This window comes from Pseudomonas sp. MYb118 (assembly GCF_040947875.1).
In the GTDB taxonomy this organism is placed as follows: domain Bacteria; phylum Pseudomonadota; class Gammaproteobacteria; order Pseudomonadales; family Pseudomonadaceae; genus Aquipseudomonas.
The window spans coordinates 527,790-545,686 of the sequence record NZ_JBFRXN010000003.1 but is presented as its reverse complement, the minus strand read 5'-3'; the positions used below and the strand labels follow the sequence as shown (position 1 = coordinate 545,686).

Genomic DNA, 17,897 nt, shown 5'->3' with positions numbered 1-17,897 from the left:
GAACATGGCATGGAAAAAGCGCAAATGGCCGATGGATAAGCGTTTGAAAACAACAGGATAAAGAGACGTTAAAACAGATATGTACCGCACAGGATCCTGTCGCCGAAGCCGCGACAGGACCCGTGATGCGCTTACCAGAAACGCTGCTGGGTCAGGCGGTTCCACCAGCTCAGCAACACGCGGTCGACCGAACCGCTGGCCGCCATGCCAATGCGCTCCTGCAGGCTTTTGCGTTCGGCGAAGTGCAGGTGATACAGCTCGGATTTCTTCGCCCGCTCGGCGAGGTATTCGTCGCTGGTTTTCAGCTCGTCGACCAGTTGCTTGTCCAGCGCAGCCACGCCGAGCCAGATTTCGCCGGTGGCGACTTCGTCGATGGCCAGTTGCGGGCGGTAGCGCGATACGAAGTTCTTGAACAACTGGTGGGTGATGTCCAGGTCTTCCTGGAACTTCTCGCGGCCCTTCTCGGTGTTTTCGCCAAACACGGTCAGGGTGCGCTTGTACTCACCGGCGGTCAGCACTTCAAAGTCGATGTCGTGCTTTTTCAGCAGGCGGTTGACGTTGGGCAACTGCGCGACCACGCCGATGGAGCCGAGGATGGCGAACGGGGCGCTGATGATCTTCTCGCCGATGCACGCCATCATGTAGCCGCCGCTGGCCGCGACCTTGTCGATGCACACGGTCAGGGGAACGCCGGCATCGCGGATGCGCGCCAGTTGCGAAGAGGCCAGGCCGTAGCTGTGGACCATGCCGCCACCGCTTTCCAGACGCAGGACCACTTCGTCCTTGGGCGTGGCCAGGGTCAGCAGCGCGGTGATTTCGTGGCGCAGGCTCTCGGTGGCCGAAGCCTTGATGTCGCCGTTGAAATCCAGGACGAAGACCCGCGGTTTGCTCTCCGGCTTTTTCTTTTGCTTCTTGTCGGATTTGGCCTCGACTTTGCGCAGGGCCTTGAGCTGGTCCTTGTCCAGCAGGGTTTGCTCCAGGCGTTCGCGCAACCCTTTGTAGAAATCATTGAGCTTGCTGACTTGCAACTGGCCGCTGGTTTTACGCCGCCCCTTGCTGCGCAGGGCCGCAAAACTGGCCAGGACTACCAGGATGGCAATCACCAATGTCACGGTCTTAGCCAGGAAAACCGCGTATTCGGTCAAAAACTCCACAAGGACTCCTTCATTACGATGCGCAGCCGTTCGCGCGCGATAGCACCAGCATACCCATGCGCCAGCCCCGGAGCCAGCGGGGAAACCTCAGGAAACAGGCCTGTAACGGGCATTTCAAACAAGCGTATGTTTTTTCATTGACAGCACACCGTCATCCTCATAACCTCGCCGAACCTTCAACGTACCGGGACGACGCGGACGTGGGCAGCATTTATCTGATTCGACATGGCCAGGCCTCCTTTGGTGCAGACGACTATGACGTCCTGTCGCCCACGGGTGTGCGCCAGGCAGAAATCCTCGGCCAGCACCTTGCCGGGCTGGGATTGAGCTTCGACCGCTGCCTGTCGGGTGACCTGCGCCGCCAGCAACATACCGCCGCCAGCGCGCTGGAGCAGTTCGCCGCCGTGGGCCTGCCGGTACCGATCGTCGAAACCGATCCGGCGTTCAACGAATTCGATGCCGACGCGGTGATCCGCGCCCTGCTGCCCGCCATGCTCGACGATGAACCGCAGGCGTTGGACATCCTGCGCAACGCCGCGCAGAACCGCAGCGAGTTCCAGCGCATCTTCGCCCTGATCATCGAACGCTGGCTGGCCGGCACCTATGACACACCGGGCCTGGAAAGCTGGCTGGGTTTCGTCGAGCGGGTCCAGACGGGCCTGCACCGGATCCTGGACAACGCCGACAACACCCAGAAAATCGCCGTGTTCACCTCCGGCGGCACCATCACTGCCCTGCTCCACCTGATTACGCAAATGCCTGCTCGCCAGGCGTTTGAACTGAACTGGCAAATCGTCAACACCTCGCTCAACCAATTGAAGTTCCGTGGTCGCGAGGTGGCACTGGCTTCTTTCAACAGTCATGCACACCTGCAACTGTTGAAAGCCCCGGAACTCATCACATTTCGCTGAGTCCGGACTCTTGTGACCCTGGCTGTAACCCACCCAAAAAGGATCGAACCATGACCTCCGTAGCTGATGCCGTACAAGCAATGCAAGCCAAGTTCAACCCAGCCGCTGCTGCCGGTCTGGACCTGGTCTTCGGTTTTCGCATCGACGACACCAAGCACTTCTCGCTGATCGTCAAAGACAGCACTTGCGAGCTCAAGGAAGGCGAAAACCCTGACGCCCAGGTCACCCTGGTGATGGACGGCGAAACCCTGCAAGGCATCGTCAGCGGCGAAACCGACGGCATGCAAGCCTTCATGGGCGGCAAACTGCGCGCCGAAGGCGACATGATGCTGGCGATGAAACTGTCCGAGCTGTTCCCGGCGTAACATTGCCGCGAAAGCACACAAAACCCGCCCTGGTGGCGGGTTTTGTCATTTTTGAGCCGCCCGTTCGCTGTAGGAGCGAGCTTGCTCGCGATGGACTGAAGTGCGCCGCGGGGCATCAGGTTTCCCGCGTCATCGTTGACGACCATCGCGAGCAAGCTCGCTCCTACAGAAAGAAAAGCCGCGATCCCACAGGCGACACAGATCGCCCCGTCGGAAGGCCGAGTGGAGGTTCTGCGCAGTGGGCAACCCGGCATGGATGCCGGGTTAGCCGCCCTCGGCCAAGGATGGCCGATGGCGGCGGGCCCACGGAGCAGGACCGGAGCGAGGGAACCCGGAGCGCCAGCGAAGGGCCGTACGTCAGGGGCCGGGCGTTTTGGTGACTTTGGCGCCCCAAAGTCACCCGCCGTAAGGGCGGAACCCTAAGCGGCCATGACCGCAGAAACGGATATGTACACCTGTCAGACCGCCATCGCGAGCAGGCTCGCTCCCACAGAAAAGGATATGTACACCTGTCAAGCCGCCATCGCGGGCAAGCCCGCTTGTGTCTTGATCAGGGAATAAACTCAGAGGTGAGAGGGGTGGATGGCAAGCTGTGAGTCCGCGGTGCTTAAAGCACGTGTGGGAGCCAAGCTGCCATCCACCTTTCCACTCTGGCCCATAAGCCCGAACAGTTGGACGAGCGCCACTCGAATCACAAGCGTGGGCAAAGCCAGAGCACTCTCACTCCTGAGTGTAAGAGGGTTTTGCCATGATTTCCTGGGTCGGTATCAATATCGCCAAATCAACGCTCGTCGTCTGGGTTCAACCGCAGAACGAAGGCTTCGACGTTCCCAATACCTCTGAAGGCTTTGTTGAACTGGTCGAGCGCCTGAATCGTTACGAGGTGGGCCGGATTTTGCTGGAAGCCACAGGAGGCTATGAACGCCAAAGCATGGCCGCCCTGCAAAGCGCGCACTTCAACGTGCTCAGGATTAATCCCCGGCGAGCCAGAGCCTTTGCCGTGGCAATGGGCAAGAATGCCAAGACCGATCCGATCGACGCCGCTGTCCTGGCCGCGTTCGCCGAAGCTCTGCATGCTCCCTGCGCCCCAGCCGTCTCGCCTCAGCGAGAGGCTCTACGCGAGCTGATTCAATTGCGTGAACACTTGGTTCAGCAGCGAGACGACAACAAGCGTCGGCTGCAACAAGCCCAGCTGCCAGCGGTTGTCGGCATGATCGAGGAACACATTCGCTATTTGCAGGTACAGATCAGGCAACTCGGCAAAGCCATCAACCAAAGCATGCGCGACCTGGATGCAGAGAAAACCGAGCGGCTGATTGCTGTTAAAGGCATCGGCACAGTGGCTGCCGCCAGTTTGCTGGTTTACTTGCCCGAACTTGGTGAGCTGAATCGCCGGGAGATCGCGGCGTTGGCCGGCATCGCGCCGTACAACGATGACAGCGGCAATCACAGCGGGAAGCGCCAGATTTACGGGGGACGAGCTCGGGTCCGACGTGCGCTCTACATGTCCTGCTGGGTCGTAATCCGCCACCAGGCAGACTTCAAAACACGCTACGAGGCTTTACGCGAGCGAGGCAAGAGCGCAAAAGTCGCGCTCATCGCCTGCATGCGAATACTGCTGATCAGACTCAACGCCATGCTGCGAGACGGAACAGAGTGGCGGTGATGAGCGGTATGGGTAAGACAGTTGCTCCCACAGGATGGCAAGGTGACCTATGGTCCGGGCGGAACGCAGCCCATCAAGCCGCCATCGCGAGCAGGCTCGCTCCCACAGGGTAGTTGCTCTTACAATGCCACCACTTCACCGACCGGCCGCCCCATGGATATCGACCTCGCCCGCACCTTTCTGGAAATCGTCCGCCACGGCAGCCTTGCTGCCGCCGCAGAAAAGCTCCACGTCACCCAGACCGCAATCACCGCCCGGGTGCAGAAACTCGAGAGCCAGTTGGGCAGCACCCTGTTCGTGCGTAATCGCGCCGGCGCCCGCCTGACGCCCAATGGCGAAGCCTTCGTGGTCTATGCCAACCAACTGGTGGAAACCTGGGAAGCGGCGCGCCGGGACCTGCCGCTGCCCGAGGGTTATCACGATGTGCTGCACATCGGTGGCGAGGTCAGCCTGTGCAACCCGCTGATGCTCAGTTGGGCCGCTGAACTGCGCGAGAAGATCCCCAGTCATGCGCTGCGCATGGAGATCCGTGACGGCGAAAATCTGTTGCGCCAACTGGAACTGGGGGTACTGGATGCGGCGCTGGTCTATCAACCGGAATACTGGCCGCGTCTTCAGGTTGAGCAGGTACTCGAAGAAAAGCTGATTCTGGTGCGCACGCCCGGCCGCACAGAACCCTACGTGTACATCGACTGGGGCCACGACTTCCGCCGTCAACACGATGCGGCACTGCCGGAAAAAGCCAAGGCAGCGCTGAGCTTCAACCTCGGTCCGCTGGCCCTGCAATACATCCTGGAAAACGGTGGCAGCGCTTATTTCCGTACCCGTGTCGTGCAGAGCTACCTGCAAAGCGGTGTGCTGGAACAGGTGCCCAAGTCGCCGGAATTCAGCTACCCGACGTACCTGGTGTACTCGCGCGATCGCGACTCGGCCACCCTGCAACACGCCTTCGACCTGCTGCGCGAGGTGATCAAGACCGATGACGACTGGTCCCAGCGCTGGAACCCGCTGAGCTGAGTGCGTTTTATCCCGGAACTTGGCATTTGTGTCCCCTGACGTTAGCGCCTGCGCAGGCGCCTGGATCGTCTAATCTGCTGGGATAACAATAAACGCGGGTGAATGCAGTGAGGCAGACCACCGAAGCTTTTCGCCACCGCTACCGGGCGGCCATCTCCCCCCTCTACAACCCCTGGCTGCACGGCGCCTTCGTGCTCTCGTTCGGCATCGTGGCCATCGCGCTATTCTGGAGCCGCGTCCATCAGGTGACGGCGCTGGAGTGGCTGGCGGTGCCGCTGACGTTGCTGCTGTTCAACGTCGGCGTGTATGGCGTGCATCGCCACCTGGGGCACCACAAGAAAGGCTTCGCCCGCCTGTTCTATGCCCGCCATGCGGGTGACCATCACAGTTTCTTCGCCCCTGGCAGCATGGCCTACGACAGCGCCCGCGACTGGCGGGTGATCCTGTTTCCGGCCTGGCTGATCGTGGTGCACACGCTGCTGATCAGCCTGCCGATCTGGTGGCTGTTGCAACTGGTCGACCGCAACGTTGCGGGCCTCGTCGGCGGGTGCCTGGTGCTGGGCTACCTGGCCTATGAAGTGTTCCATGCCTGCGAACACCTGCCGCCTACCCACCCCGTGGCCCACTGGCCCTGGATCCGGCAGATGCGTCGCCTGCACGAGCTGCATCACCGTCGCGAACTGATGCAGGAGCGCAATTTCAACATCGTTTTTCCCCTGACGGACTACCTGTTCGGCACCCTCTACTGGGAGCCCGAGCCTGACTTCACGGACACGACGAGAATGCCCATGACCCGCATGCAACATCAGATCAGCATCGCCGGCAATCCGATTGCCGTCCTCACCTACGCCAGCACCGTGACCTGCTGGCCGCAATGGCACCCGTCGTCGCTGCGCATCGAAGGCCCCCAGGGCGCCTTGCATGCCGGTGCACACTTCGAAGAAGACATTCGCGCCGGCGGGCGCGACGGGCATCTGAGCTGGGTGGTCAGCGAATACCTGCCCGGCCGCCGTTGGTCCGCACGGGCCCAGGGCGATAACGGTCTGTCGTTGCTGCTGACTTACGAATGCGTGGCCGAAGGCGACACCACGCGCTTTGTGCGCACCCTCGACTATCAATTTACCGGCCTGGCCATGCAGGTCGCCAACCGCCTGCTGCTCAAGCGTCGCATCGAGCGCGAGTCAGCCGCCTCGATGCTGGCCTTGCGTGAGATGGCCGAGAAACACCTGACATCGGCGGGAGTCACCGTGTGAGGCGAACCGTCAGGTTTCATCATCTGCTGGGGTCGGTGATCGTAGCCATTCTCGCCTTCCTGCTGCTGATGCCGACCAAAGTGCAGCCGGTGGCCTGGACGCCGCCACCGGCGCCCTCGATGAGCAGCGGCCCCTACGCCGACAACCAGCGCCTCAAAGGCCTCGAGCGCGTCGGCCCAGGCGACATCGACGGCCCGGAGGCCTTGCTGCTGGAGAACGACGTGCTGATCACCGGCTTGCATGACGGTCGGCTGATCCGCAGCAGCCTCGACGGCAAGACCACCAAAGTGCTCACCGATACCGGTGGCCGGCCGCTGGGCCTGGCGCGCCACCCCAACGGTTTGCTGGTGATCGCCGATGCGGTCAAGGGCCTGTTGTCGCTGGATGCCCAGGGGCGTCTGGTGGCCCTGACCACCGCAGCGAACGGCGTGCCTTTTGGTTTCACCGACGACGTGGCCATCGACAAGCCCGGCCACTACGCCTACTTCAGCGACGCTTCCAGTCGCTTCGGCTATGGCCACGACGGCGAGGCGATCATCGAACACGGCGGTGACGGCCGCCTGCTGCGTTATGACTTCCAGACCGGTAAAACATCGGTGCTGCTGGACAAGCTGGAGTTCGCCAACGGCGTGACCCTGGGTCCCGACGATGCCTATGTGCTGGTCAACGAAACCGGCGCCTATCGCATCAGCCGCTATTGGCTGACCGGGCCGAAGGCTGGCACCCATGACCTGTTCATCGACAACCTGCCGGGGCTGCCCGACAACCTGGCGTTCAACGGCCGGGACCGATTCTGGGTGGCGCTCTATGCACCGCGCAACGCCTTGCTCGATGGCACGGCTGAGCATCCATTCGTGCGCAAGATGATCACCCGGGCGCTGACCGTGCTGCCCAAGCCGGTGGAGAAACGCGGGTTTGCTCTTGGGCTGGACGTGGACGGCAAGGTGATCGCCAATCTGCAGGATGGCAGCCAGGGCAATTACTCGCCGATCACCACGGTGCGCGAGTATGGGGACTGGTTGTATTTCGGTTCGTTGAAGGAGCAGCACATGGCGCGGTTGCCGTTGAGTGAGGCTCTCAAGGATTAGCACCTGACCCTGTAGGAGCGGGCTTGCCCGCGATGAGGGTGTATCAGTCGATACATGTGTTGTTTGACAAGCCGCCATCGCGGGCAAGCCCGCTCCTACAGGTGGACTGGGGGGTCATTTCCGCTCAATGTCCGTCCCATCATCCTCCCTCAACGGAATCGCCCCCTCGTCATTGGGCAGTTCATCAATGCCCGGTTCATCCTCGGGGTTGACCGTGGTGCGGTTCGGACTCAAGGGCTGTGGATCGGTGGGAATGGGGTCGTAGCCGCCCTGCTCTTCGCTGGGGAATTTGGGATCGTTCATGGGGCACCTCGCATGGAGCCGTGAAGTCGGGCTCTGATCATTCGAGGTGCCGGGATTTAACGCCGTTCCAATTTTCCAGCCACCGGTCGTCGGTGGCTGAGGCCGCTGTTTCAGGATGTTCTTTCGAGCTGCTGGACAATCTTGTCTTTCACCAGCAGACGCTTTTCCTTGAGTTTCTTGAGTGCGTCATCACTGGGTGCATCCGATTTGGCGCTTTCAGCCTCCACTACCTCGGCATCCGCCTGCGAATACTTGGTAAGCAGTGAATCCAGTAACGGATCCTTGGTGCGTCTTTGCTGGATATCTTCCTTGGTACGATTCAAATCCGCATAAAGGTTGTGTGGCACCGGCATGGAACACCTCCGTTTGTTGATCGACTGCAAACGCGATCTATTGCGTTCGCCAACTATCAGAATGGCCTTGGTTGACGGGTTCTGTCGACCGCCAATCAGACCAGCGGTGTCCGTTCGTCGCCCTCCGGCAAACCCGATCAAACCTTTGTCCGCTCGTCGGCCTCCACAGATTAACGATCAGCGGATCGCTAAAAAAACCAGTGTGGAGAATGACCAATGGACGGATTTAACCTGCGCCACCTCGCCTTGGCTGTCGCCCTGAGTACCGGCATGGGCACGGCTTTTGCCGCCACCAGCAATGACTTCGTCGACAACGCCGCTGCGGGCGGCATCGCGGAGATCGAAACCAGCCGGCTCGCCCTGGAAAAAAGCCAGTCAGCGGACATCAAGGAATTCGCCAACATGATGATCACCGATCACTCCAAGGCGAACGATGAACTGGCCACCATCGCCAAGAAGAACGACATCGAAGTGCCGGACACCACGACCCTGGTGAAACAGGCCAAGGAAAAGATCCTCGACATGCGCGATGAATCGTTCGATGCGGCCTATGCCAACAATCAGGTCAAGGCCCACGAGGAAGCCATCGAGTTGTTCAAGAAGGAAGCCAACACGGTGACCGATGACAAAACCAAAGGCGCGACTGAACTGAAAGGTTTTGCCCAGAAGATGTTGCCTGGATTGGAGAAACACCTGGAAATGGCCAAGAAACTGCAGGCCGCTCACCCCAGCGAATAATTGGACCCCGTCCCCTGTAGGAGCGAGCTTGCTCGCGATGGAGGTCAACGATAATGAGGTCTATCTGACACTCAGCGTTGCCTGGGCTTCCATCGCGAGCAAGCTCGCTCCTACAGGGGTAAGTCTCATCGCCTCGTTACTTGACATACGCAATGTATGCCAAATAACATCAATTACATACGCTGCGTATGTTCAGCGTACCGCTCGGCCGCGTCCTTCGGCCTACCCCGTAATTGAAGAGGAATACCCGATGATTGAACGTCTCGCTGGTTATCAATCCCCGTCCATGATCTGCGACCCGGCCACCCGGGAATCGCTCAATGCGTTTATCGCCGAAGTCCTGGCGGGCTTTTCCACTCCAGGCTCCGACGTCGCGCGTTTTTTCGCCGACCCGGACGTCGCCATCGCCGGCTCCGGTCTGGATGAATATTTCATGGGGACCGAGGCGGTGCAGAACGGGGTGACGTGGGTGACCACCCTGAACATCCGCTGGGAGCCGCGGCTGGTGGTTTCCTGGATGCGCGGGGATATTGCCTGGGCGCAGATTCGCATCGACGGCCACACCCTCGAAAACGGCGAGCCCACCGTCGTCCAGTACGTCGCGACCGGCGTCTTCCAACGCAACAGCGATGGATGGACCTGGTTGTATTGGGGCGGAGGCGAACCGCAGAAAGTCGCGCGACTCTGATCGCGCTGGAGACACCGATGCCTTTTTTCAGAACCTATGCCTTTCGGCCTGAAGACATGTGCCCGCAGAACGACTGCCGACCCGCCGACTACTTTGCCTGCGATATCTTGAGGCATGAGGACGCCGGCACAGCGGACATCCCGAACGCCGATGACCTCTGCTTGCCGGCCTCCGCCGGCCTCCAGGGTGCAGATTCGTCGGTATAGCATCAGCAGAACCAGAGGCCAGCGAAGCGCCGGCCCCTGGTTCTGCTGAGTTCAGAGCGCCCTGGCCCAGTCGCGCAGCAGGTACTTCTGGATCTTGCCCGTCGAGGTTTTCGGCAGGTCGCGGAACACCACGGTTTTAGGCAGCTTGTAACCCGCCAGGTGTTCACGGCAGAACTGAATGACGTCCGCCTCTTGCGTGTGCTCATGACCGGTTTTCAGCGTGATGTACGCGCAAGGGGTTTCGCCCCATTTTTCATCCGGGCGGGCCACCACGGCCGCTTCCAGCACCGCCGGATGGCGATAGAGCACGTCCTCGAGTTCGATGGTGGAGATGTTCTCGCCGCCGGAAATGATGATGTCCTTGAGGCGGTCCTTGATTTCGACATAGCCATCGGGGTGTCGCACCGCCAGGTCGCCGGTATGGAACCAGCCGCCCCTGAACGCCTCCGCCGTCGCTTCGGGGTTTTTCAGGTAGCCCTTCATCACCGTGTTACCGCGCATGAACACCTCGCCCATGCTGGTGCCATCGCTGGGTACGGGCGCCAGGGTTTGCGGGTCGGCGACCATCAGCCCGTCAAGCGTCGGGTAGCGTACCCCTTGGCGGGACTTGATCCGTGCCCGCTCGGGCAGTGGTTGTTCATCCCAGTGCGCATGCCAGGCGCACACCGTCACCGGCCCATAGACTTCGGTCAGCCCGTAGACGTGGGTGATCCTGATGCCCATTTCCTCGACCGCACCAATGACCTTCGCCGGGGGTGCTGCACCGGCGACCATGGCGCTGACCGGATGCTCGATGGCGATCTTTGCTGCCTCCGGCAGGTTGACCAGCGCATTGAGCACGATGGGCGCCCCGCACAAGTGGCTGACTCGATGTTCGCGAATCAGCTCGAGGATTTTTACCGGATCGACCCGACGCAGGAACACGTGGGTGCCGGCCAGCGCGGTGACCGTCCAGGGGTAGCACCAGCCATTGCAGTGGAACATGGGCAGCGTCCACAGATACACCGGGTGATTGCCCATAGCCCAAGTCATCTGATTGCCCAGGGCGTTGAGGTAAGCGCCGCGGTGGTGATAAATCACACCCTTGGGGTTACCCGTGGTACCGGAGGTGTAATTGAGGGAGATGGCCTGCCATTCATCATCGGGCCATCGCCAGGCGAACTGCGGATCGCCTTCGGCCAGCAACGCTTCATAGTCCAGCGCGCTGACGGCACGCCCTTCGCCGTATTCGGGATCGTCCACATCGACCACCAGTGGCGGATCGGACAGCAGGCTCAGGGCTTCGGTGATGACGCCATGGAATTCACGGTCGGTGATCAACACCCGGGCTTCGCCGTGTTCGAGCATGAAGGCGATCGCCTGCGCATCGAGTCGCACATTGAGGGTATTGAGCACCGCGCCGATCATCGGCACCGCAAAGTGGGCTTCGAGCATGGCCGGGATATTGGGCAGCATCACCGCCACGGTATCGCCCTTGCCAATGCCGCGCCTGTCCAGCGCACTCGCCAGGCGCCGGCAGCGTTCATACGTCTGATGCCAGTTACGCCGGATGGAACCGTGGATGACGGCGGGATACTCACCGTAGACCGACGCCGTGCGCTCGATGAAACTCAGCGGAGAGAGCGCGATATGGTTGACGGACGAAGGCGCAAGGCCGGTTTCGTAAATCGACATGAGGTTGTCCTGTGGGGAGATCACCAGCCGGTGTCGCTGTGCTGGAAACCTCCGATGGCTGATTGTTAGCTCTGATCAGGTTTCAAAACGGCCCCGCCTGATCGACGGGGCCGCTGTAACGGTAGCGGGTAACTCAGGCCGTCTGCCGTTTGTTTTTGCGCAGGTAGGCGCGCCAGGTCATGGCCCACCGTGCCGGGTCTTCCAGCGGTGCGCTTTTCAACCGGTGAATCGCCTGGTTGTGCGGCGAAGTCTTGACCACCTCAGGGTTGGAATAGGCCTCATCGGAGATGTGCGCCAGCACCGCAATCCAGGTGTCCAGAGCCTCTTTGCCGTACATTTCGCCCGGCTCCGGGGTAAAGGGCTCAGGCACCAGCCAGGGGTGATGACTGCTCCACATGGGGTCGATGCCGAAATCACTCATGCGATTCTGCACGTCGTGCACGTCTACCCCTGTGTCCTCCTTGAGCTGCTCAAGGCTGTAGCGGGTCATTTCCATCCGCGGGCTCGTGGCATCGGGGTGTGAGCGGGTCACGCCGCGTATCGCCAGCAGACCCTTTTCCATGTAGTTGTTGGCCAGCACCGAGATATCCGACGCCTGCGCCATGCCCTGCGCGCCCATGGCACGAGACCAGGCATAGGCCTTGAGAATGACCGGCACGTTGCCCCAGAACTCACGGATCTTGCCGGAGCTCTGCGGACGGTCGTAATCGAGGCTGTAGCGTTCGCCATCAAAGGCCACCACGGGGGCCGGCAGAAATGGCGCCAGCTCCGCGGAGCAACCATAAGCACCGACCGCCGGACCGCCGACTCCGCTTTTCGGCGCGCCAAAGGTCTTGTGCAGCATGAACATGCACGCATCGAAGCCGAGTTCACGAGCGCGGATTTTGGTCATCGCGCCGTTGAAGTTGGCGTGATCGTAGAAGCACAGGCCGCCCGCCTCGTGCACCACCTTCACCCATTCGCGAATTTGCGGGTTGTACACGCCCATGTCGTCCGGGTTGTTGACCATCAACGCCGCAGTACGATTGGACACGGCCGCCTTGAGCGATTCGAGCGACGGGTAACCATTCTCCTCGATCATCAGGGTGATGACTTTGAAGCCGGCGGCCGCTGCCGTCGCGGCACTGCTGGGGTGCGTCTGTATCGTGGTGATGATTTCGTCACGCTGCGCCAGTTCACCGCGCGAAGCATGGTAGGCACGGGTCACGGCGCAGCTGGTGTACGCCGCATCGGCACCGCCACCGGCCTGGAAGATGAACTGATCCATGCCGGACAACTCACGCAGAATGGTGTCCATACCGTGAACCACTTCCAGCGCACCCTGCAGGGTGTCCTCGTCCTGGTAGGGATGCACGTGGGTCATTTCCGGGCGCCAGGCCATGGCCTCATTGATCTGCGCGTTGTATTTCATGGTGCAGGTGCCAAACAGGCTGATGTTCATCATGCCCAGCGTCTGCTGCGACAGGCGCAGGTAGTGGTACAGCACTTCGGGCTCGGACATTTCCGGCAACGCCGGCTTGTGCGAGCGCCGCATGCTCGCGGGGATCAAATCGTCAGCGCTGCCGACCGCCGCCTGCACGTCGTCCTCGACATCGGAAAAAATCACACCGCGGCGGCCCGGATAGCCCATCTGCAGAATGACCGGTTCGCTCCACACGGGGGCATGGTATGGCTTGAGTGTCGTGCTCATTGTGCGATTACCTTTTTGAGTGCATCGGCCAGGCGTTGCAGATCGGCCTGGGTGTGGATTTCGGTGACGCAGTACAGCGCGCTGGCCCCCAGCGCCGGGAAGTCCTGTGTCAGGTCCTTGCCGCCGAAGATCCCGAGCGCGAGCAGTTGCTTGTTGATCTCTTTCACGCTGAGCCCGGTGCCGTCGAAATTGACCACGAATTCCTTGAAGAACCCCGAGGGGAACACCACCCGCACACCGGGGATGTCGCCCAGCAGCTTCGCCGCGTAATGCGCCCGTTGCAGGATGACCTTGCCGACGTCTTCGAAGCCCTTGGGGCCCATCATCGCCATGTACACGGCGTTGGCGATCGCCCACATGTAAACCGAGTGCCCGGTCCAGTCGTTGCCCTTGTCACGCAGGCCGTAGGACGACTGCTCAAACAGACTCAGACCAAACCCGTATTCTCCGGGCTGGGTGGTTTCGGCAATGCTGATGAACAGCGTCGGATACTGGTGCGCATACAGTTCTTCGTCACGCGTCGCGATGAAACCGCTGACGCCGCCACCGCAGTTCATGTGCACGCCGAGCGGTTGCGTGGTACCGACCACGATGTCTGCGCCGAAGTCGATCGGCGCCGCCAGGACACCCAGGGAAATAGGGTCGACGCCGACGATCACTTCTGCCCCCACGGCATGGGCGATGGCGGCGATTTGCGCGCCTTGCTGTTCGATCACACCGAGGTAGGACGGGGTTTCGAAATAGACGGCAGCCGTTTGCGCGCCGATCGAAGCACGCAGATGGTCGAGATCGAGCAAGCCGGTTGCCGGGTCGTAATCGACCAGACGCACGACGATGTGGCTCGGCATGTCCACCGGCTCGCAATAGTTGCGGATGACCGACAGCCGTTCCGGGTCGATGGCACGGACCACCGCGACTTCGCTGCGGTCGGTGATGCGCGTGGCCATGCGAATCGCATGACCGGCGGCGCAGCCCCAACTGCGCACGGGCATGCCGACCAGATCCATGTTCAGCAGCTCACCGAGTTGGCTGCAGAATTCGAACCAGGCCTGATTGCGCCCGTGGTCCGAGCTGGGCTCGCCGAACACCGACGTCAGCCACTCATTACGGCGCACCACCTCGTCGCAGGCAGCCGGAACATGGTGCTGCCAGCAACCGGCGCCGAGGAAGTTGAGGTTCTGTTCGCAGGTCTTGTTCTTCGACAACGTGCGGACCAGATGTCGACGCAGCTCGCTTTCATTGAGGGCCGGCGGCAAGTCGATGGGACGTTGCAGGCGATGTTCATCGGGGATCTGCTGGAACAATTGCTCGATGCTGGCGACGCCGATCGAGTCGAGCATCTCCTGTTTGAGCGCAGGCACAGAGTTCGCCATGTACGGATGGGCGACATGATTGCTCATGGATGTATCCTCGTGTTTTTCGGATGAAACGAAAGATCAGGTTCGAACCCTGAAGAAAACCGATCGGTCAGGTGCGGTGTGAACGCGGATGTGGCCGCTGAGCATCCCGTCGACCTCGGCGTCACCGGTGTCGACGCGCAGGCAGCCGGCATCGAGGGACAACAGCTTGTCCATCGAGGTGACGACGATGATGTGTTCGCGCCCGGTGCGGCGGATGATCTCGGCGCTGATCTGCTGGTTGCCGCGCCCGAACAAGCTGCCATGGCCACCGAGCACGCCGACGATGATGCGGGTCTCACGTCCTTCCATCAGCCGCAGCAGCGTCTGCTCGTTCAGGTCAGCACCGACGAGCGCGCCGTCCATGACGGCATCCACGCCCAGCAGCGTCGAAGGAAGGCCCAGCTCGGTCATCACCCGGCGCGTCGTCGTGCCCGGCCCCAGCAGATAAAGGCAACCTGCCTGCATCTGCCGCACGATTTGCCGGCAGGCGGCGTCCAGCGCCAGATTCTCGTTGGGCACCGAGCCGGCCTTGGCGTTTTGCACCAGGTGGCGTTCGTAGGGGCTGCGCGCATAGCCGTAGAGTTGCGCCGACACCTGGTCGTTGCGCATGGCCGCTTCGTCGATGTCCATCACCTCAGCCTCGCGAAAGCGCACCGACGACTCTGCCGCGACGAACCGCGCGGCAAGATGGCCGGCGTTTTCCGGGTTGGTGCCGAAGACGGCGGAATACATTTTGACGCCCGTCGGAATACCCAGGATCGGCACCCGGTCGCCGACCACCGCCAACACATCACGGGCGGTGCCGTCGCCACCGGCGAACAGCAGCAGATCAACGCAGGCGTACGCCATGACCAGCGCGACCTTGCGTGTGTCGTCCGGCTGGCTCGAACCGGGCGATGCGGTGTAAACGACAATGGGTTCCAGACCGACGCTGCGCGCCACGTCTTCACCCAGCTCACCGGAGCCGGTCATCAGACGAAAAGGCGTGTTCGACGCCGCCAGACGCTTGAGCGCCAGCAGAGCACGCTCGCCGGAGACCGGCTGTGCGCCGCGCAGCATGGCCTCGCGCAGAATCTCCGGCCCGTCGGTGCCTTTCAACCCCACGCGCCCGCCCATGCCGGCAACCGGATTGACGATCAACCCGATGGTTTTTCCCTGAAACTCAGAGTCCAGTGAAGTAACGCAATCGCACGGCTTGAGCATTGATCGGTATCCTGTGTTGGATGGCGGCAAGAGAAATGTCGGAGAGCACACGACTCGCGCCATTTGCATACGCCTCGTATGTGAGAAATAATAAGACATACGCCGCGCATGTCAACTGACATACGCCGCGAATGTTATTTTTTATGGGGGAAGACGAGCGATGGCTCAAAAGCGTGCGGACATGATCGCGGAGACTCGCGGCAAACTGATCAAGGCTGCGCGGCACGCGTTTGCCGCGAAGGGATACGCGGACAGTTCGATGGACGATTTCACGGCTCAGGCCGGGTTGACCCGTGGCGCGCTGTACCACCACTTCGGCGACAAGAAAGGCCTGTTACAGGCGGTCATCGCCCAGATAGATGCGGAAATGGTGGCGCGTCTGGCGGTCATCATCGAACAGGCGAACACACCCTGGGAGGGCTTTCTCGAGGAATCCATCGCCTACATCAAGATGTCGCTGGAGCCTGAAATCCAGCGCATCGTGTTCCTCGACGGCCCCGCCGCGCTGGGTGACCCTTCGCAATGGCCCAGCCAGAATGCCTGCATCGGCAGCACTCAACGCAGCCTTCAGCGCCTGATGGATGAAGGGACCATTCGCCCGGTCGACACCGAAGCCACCGCCCGCCTGATCATGGGTGCCCTGCTCGGCGCGTCGTTGTGGATTGCCCATGCGCAAGATCCCCAGGCCGCCTCCGAAAGGGCCATCGAGAGCTTCCTTGCACTGGCTTCGGGGTTGCTGATGGCAGACGGCAGGAGCGAGATCGTCGAGGCGTCGAACCGTCGCGATGGGCGTTAACGAGTCCAACGGTTGCCTGGCTGTTCGCGGAGCCTGATGGTTTTTTCGCGAGCGAGCTCGCTCCTACAGGTAACGTGCCAGCCATAAAAAAGAGCCGCATGCGGCTCTTTTTTTATGGCGATAACTCTTAGCCCCCATCGGTATCAATGTCCGCATCCGTCTCTTCACTGGGCTTGGGTCGATCCGGATCAGGCTTGAAGCCCGGGCTGAATTCGTTGTCGTTATCGTCGTGATGTTGCTTCTGGTCCACCGACTCGTCGGCGCTTTCGGGTTCAGGGGTTTGTCCGTCGTCCTGGGTTCTCATAACTACCTCGTTGATCACTGCCATAACCATTTCGAAGCCGCGGCCCGCCCAGGGTTCCCTCCGATGGCTGATTGATGTCAAATGGACGCAACTTTGCGCAGTGCCAACTAATGTATTAATGCGCCGGGCTAAATAATCACGCCGCAGCGAACAACTATTTCAACACGCCAATGTCATTGAACTGCGCCGGTCGTTATTCGGGGAATCGGCGCACACTTTCCAGGAGCTCACGCACATGGCAGCACTGCAGACCAGCACACTTGACGCTATCAAGAAAAACCAGACGCAACTGATTGCAGACTGGTTCACCGGCCTTGAACAAAGTGGCGCCACGCGTAACCTCAAAGACATCGAAATCAAGCAACAGACCGCCGAATTCCTGCAATTGATCATCAACGGCCTGGAAAGCGGCAATGGCCAGAACCTGGCCGCCGGCGGCTGGGACGAGATCCGTCTGTTCCTGGAAAAACTCTCGCGCAGCCGCGCCCTGCTCGGCCAGGACTCGCAGCAAACCGCCAGTTTCATCTTCGCGCTCAAGGGCCCACTGTTCGCCCTGCTGCAAGTTCACTACAAGGACAATCCGGCGCAACTGGCCGAACAACTCTGGGAAATCTCCGAGCTGCTCGACACCCTGGGCATGCACACCATCCGCACCTTCCAGAAATCTCGCGAAGAAGTGATCAAGCGCCAGCAGGAAGAACTGCTGGAACTGTCGACGCCGGTGGTCAAGCTGTGGGATGGCGTCCTGGCCCTGCCGATGATCGGCACCCTCGACTCGCAACGCACCCAGGTGGTGATGGAAGCGCTGCTGCAACGCATCGTCGATACCGGCTCGGAAATCGCCATCATCGACATTACCGGCGTGCCCACCGTCGACACCCTCGTGGCCCAGCACCTGCTCAAGACCGTGACCGCCATTCGCCTGATGGGCGCCGACTGCATCATCAGCGGCGTGCGTCCGCAAATCGCCCAGACCATTGTGCACCTGGGCCTGGACCTGCAAGGCGTAGTCACCAAGGCCAACCTGGCCGACGCACTGAAACTGGCCCTGACCCGCGTGGGGCTGACCGTTAGCAAGGCGGGCTAAG

18 protein-coding genes are annotated in these 17,897 nt (G+C 61.0%); 10 read left to right on the top strand and 8 right to left on the bottom strand.

Going from position 1 to position 17,897, the window contains the following annotated elements:
* Positions 1–131: 131 nt before the first annotated feature.
* Positions 132–1,154, bottom strand: coding sequence for a protease SohB (gene sohB, locus ABVN20_RS23970; protein ID WP_368558230.1), 1,023 nt, complete (start codon positions 1,152–1,154; stop codon positions 132–134).
* Positions 1,155–1,354: 200 nt separating this feature from the next.
* Here sohB and ABVN20_RS23965 point away from each other — a divergent pair, with 200 nt between their 5' ends.
* The 6 genes from ABVN20_RS23965 (at position 1,355) to ABVN20_RS23940 (ending at position 7,454) form a co-directional block, all read left to right on the top strand.
* Positions 1,355–2,065 (top strand): histidine phosphatase family protein, encoded by a 711-nt coding sequence (locus tag ABVN20_RS23965; RefSeq protein WP_368558229.1) that lies wholly within the window; start codon positions 1,355–1,357, stop codon positions 2,063–2,065.
* Positions 2,066–2,115: 50 nt separating this feature from the next.
* Positions 2,116–2,430, top strand: coding sequence for an SCP2 sterol-binding domain-containing protein (locus ABVN20_RS23960; RefSeq protein ID WP_368558228.1), 315 nt, complete (start codon positions 2,116–2,118; stop codon positions 2,428–2,430).
* 748 nt (positions 2,431–3,178) lie between these two features.
* Complete coding sequence (locus ABVN20_RS23955) at positions 3,179–4,096, top strand: IS110 family transposase (RefSeq protein ID WP_368558227.1); 918 nt, start codon at positions 3,179–3,181, stop codon at positions 4,094–4,096.
* Positions 4,097–4,249: 153 nt separating this feature from the next.
* The gene (locus ABVN20_RS23950) at positions 4,250–5,113 is read left to right on the top strand and encodes a LysR family transcriptional regulator (RefSeq protein WP_368558226.1); all 864 of its coding nucleotides are present in this window, start codon (positions 4,250–4,252) and stop codon (positions 5,111–5,113) included.
* 107 nt (positions 5,114–5,220) lie between these two features.
* Complete coding sequence (locus tag ABVN20_RS23945; protein WP_368558225.1) at positions 5,221–6,366, top strand: SRPBCC family protein; 1,146 nt, start codon at positions 5,221–5,223, stop codon at positions 6,364–6,366.
* Positions 6,363–7,454, top strand: a complete 1,092-nt coding sequence (locus ABVN20_RS23940) for an SMP-30/gluconolactonase/LRE family protein (protein ID WP_368558224.1) — start codon at positions 6,363–6,365, stop codon at positions 7,452–7,454. Before ABVN20_RS23945 ends, ABVN20_RS23940 begins: the two co-directional genes overlap by 4 nt.
* 114 nt (positions 7,455–7,568) lie before the next feature.
* Here the strand turns inward: ABVN20_RS23940 and ABVN20_RS23935 are convergent, their stop codons facing one another.
* Positions 7,569–7,757 carry a hypothetical protein gene (locus ABVN20_RS23935; RefSeq protein ID WP_368558223.1) on the bottom strand — a complete coding sequence of 63 codons (189 nt, stop codon included), beginning with the start codon at positions 7,755–7,757 and terminating at the stop codon, positions 7,569–7,571.
* Positions 7,758–7,867: 110 nt separating this feature from the next.
* Complete coding sequence (locus ABVN20_RS23930; protein WP_368558222.1) at positions 7,868–8,110, bottom strand: DUF465 domain-containing protein; 243 nt, start codon at positions 8,108–8,110, stop codon at positions 7,868–7,870.
* 216 nt (positions 8,111–8,326) lie between these two features.
* Here ABVN20_RS23930 and ABVN20_RS23925 point away from each other — a divergent pair, with 216 nt between their 5' ends.
* Together ABVN20_RS23925 and ABVN20_RS23920 are read left to right on the top strand one after the other, a co-directional pair.
* Positions 8,327–8,848, top strand: coding sequence for a DUF4142 domain-containing protein (locus ABVN20_RS23925; protein ID WP_368558221.1), 522 nt, complete (start codon positions 8,327–8,329; stop codon positions 8,846–8,848).
* A gap of 250 nt (positions 8,849–9,098) precedes the next feature.
* On the top strand, positions 9,099–9,536 hold the full coding sequence (locus tag ABVN20_RS23920) for a nuclear transport factor 2 family protein (RefSeq protein ID WP_368558220.1): 438 nt from the start codon (positions 9,099–9,101) through the stop codon (positions 9,534–9,536).
* 257 nt (positions 9,537–9,793) lie between these two features.
* Here ABVN20_RS23920 and ABVN20_RS23915 read toward each other — a convergent pair whose 3' ends face one another.
* The 4 genes from ABVN20_RS23915 to ABVN20_RS23900 form a co-directional block, all read right to left on the bottom strand.
* Positions 9,794–11,416, bottom strand: a complete 1,623-nt coding sequence (locus ABVN20_RS23915) for an acyl-CoA synthetase (protein ID WP_368558219.1) — start codon at positions 11,414–11,416, stop codon at positions 9,794–9,796.
* 133 nt (positions 11,417–11,549) lie between these two features.
* Positions 11,550–13,106: an aminomethyl-transferring glycine dehydrogenase subunit GcvPB gene (gcvPB, locus tag ABVN20_RS23910; protein WP_368558218.1), complete on the bottom strand. Its 1,557-nt coding sequence runs from the start codon at positions 13,104–13,106 to the stop codon at positions 11,550–11,552.
* Complete coding sequence (gene gcvPA, locus ABVN20_RS23905; RefSeq protein WP_368558217.1) at positions 13,103–14,506, bottom strand: aminomethyl-transferring glycine dehydrogenase subunit GcvPA; 1,404 nt, start codon at positions 14,504–14,506, stop codon at positions 13,103–13,105. Before gcvPA ends, gcvPB begins: the two co-directional genes overlap by 4 nt.
* Positions 14,507–14,542: 36 nt before the next feature.
* On the bottom strand, positions 14,543–15,709 hold the full coding sequence (locus ABVN20_RS23900; RefSeq protein WP_368558216.1) for an ATP-NAD kinase family protein: 1,167 nt from the start codon (positions 15,707–15,709) through the stop codon (positions 14,543–14,545).
* A 160-nt stretch (positions 15,710–15,869) separates the two neighbouring features.
* Between ABVN20_RS23900 and ABVN20_RS23895 the strand changes: the two genes are divergently transcribed.
* Positions 15,870–16,505, top strand: coding sequence for a TetR/AcrR family transcriptional regulator (locus ABVN20_RS23895; protein ID WP_368558215.1), 636 nt, complete (start codon positions 15,870–15,872; stop codon positions 16,503–16,505).
* A gap of 127 nt (positions 16,506–16,632) precedes the next feature.
* On the opposite strand, the gene ABVN20_RS23890 is transcribed toward ABVN20_RS23895, so the two are convergent.
* Positions 16,633–16,809, bottom strand: coding sequence for a hypothetical protein (locus tag ABVN20_RS23890; RefSeq protein ID WP_368558214.1), 177 nt, complete (start codon positions 16,807–16,809; stop codon positions 16,633–16,635).
* Positions 16,810–17,044: 235 nt separating this feature from the next.
* On the opposite strand from ABVN20_RS23890, the gene ABVN20_RS23885 reads away from it, so the two are divergent.
* Positions 17,045–17,896 (top strand): STAS domain-containing protein, encoded by an 852-nt coding sequence (locus tag ABVN20_RS23885; protein WP_368558213.1) that lies wholly within the window; start codon positions 17,045–17,047, stop codon positions 17,894–17,896.
* The last annotated feature ends 1 nt before the right edge of the window (position 17,897 follow it).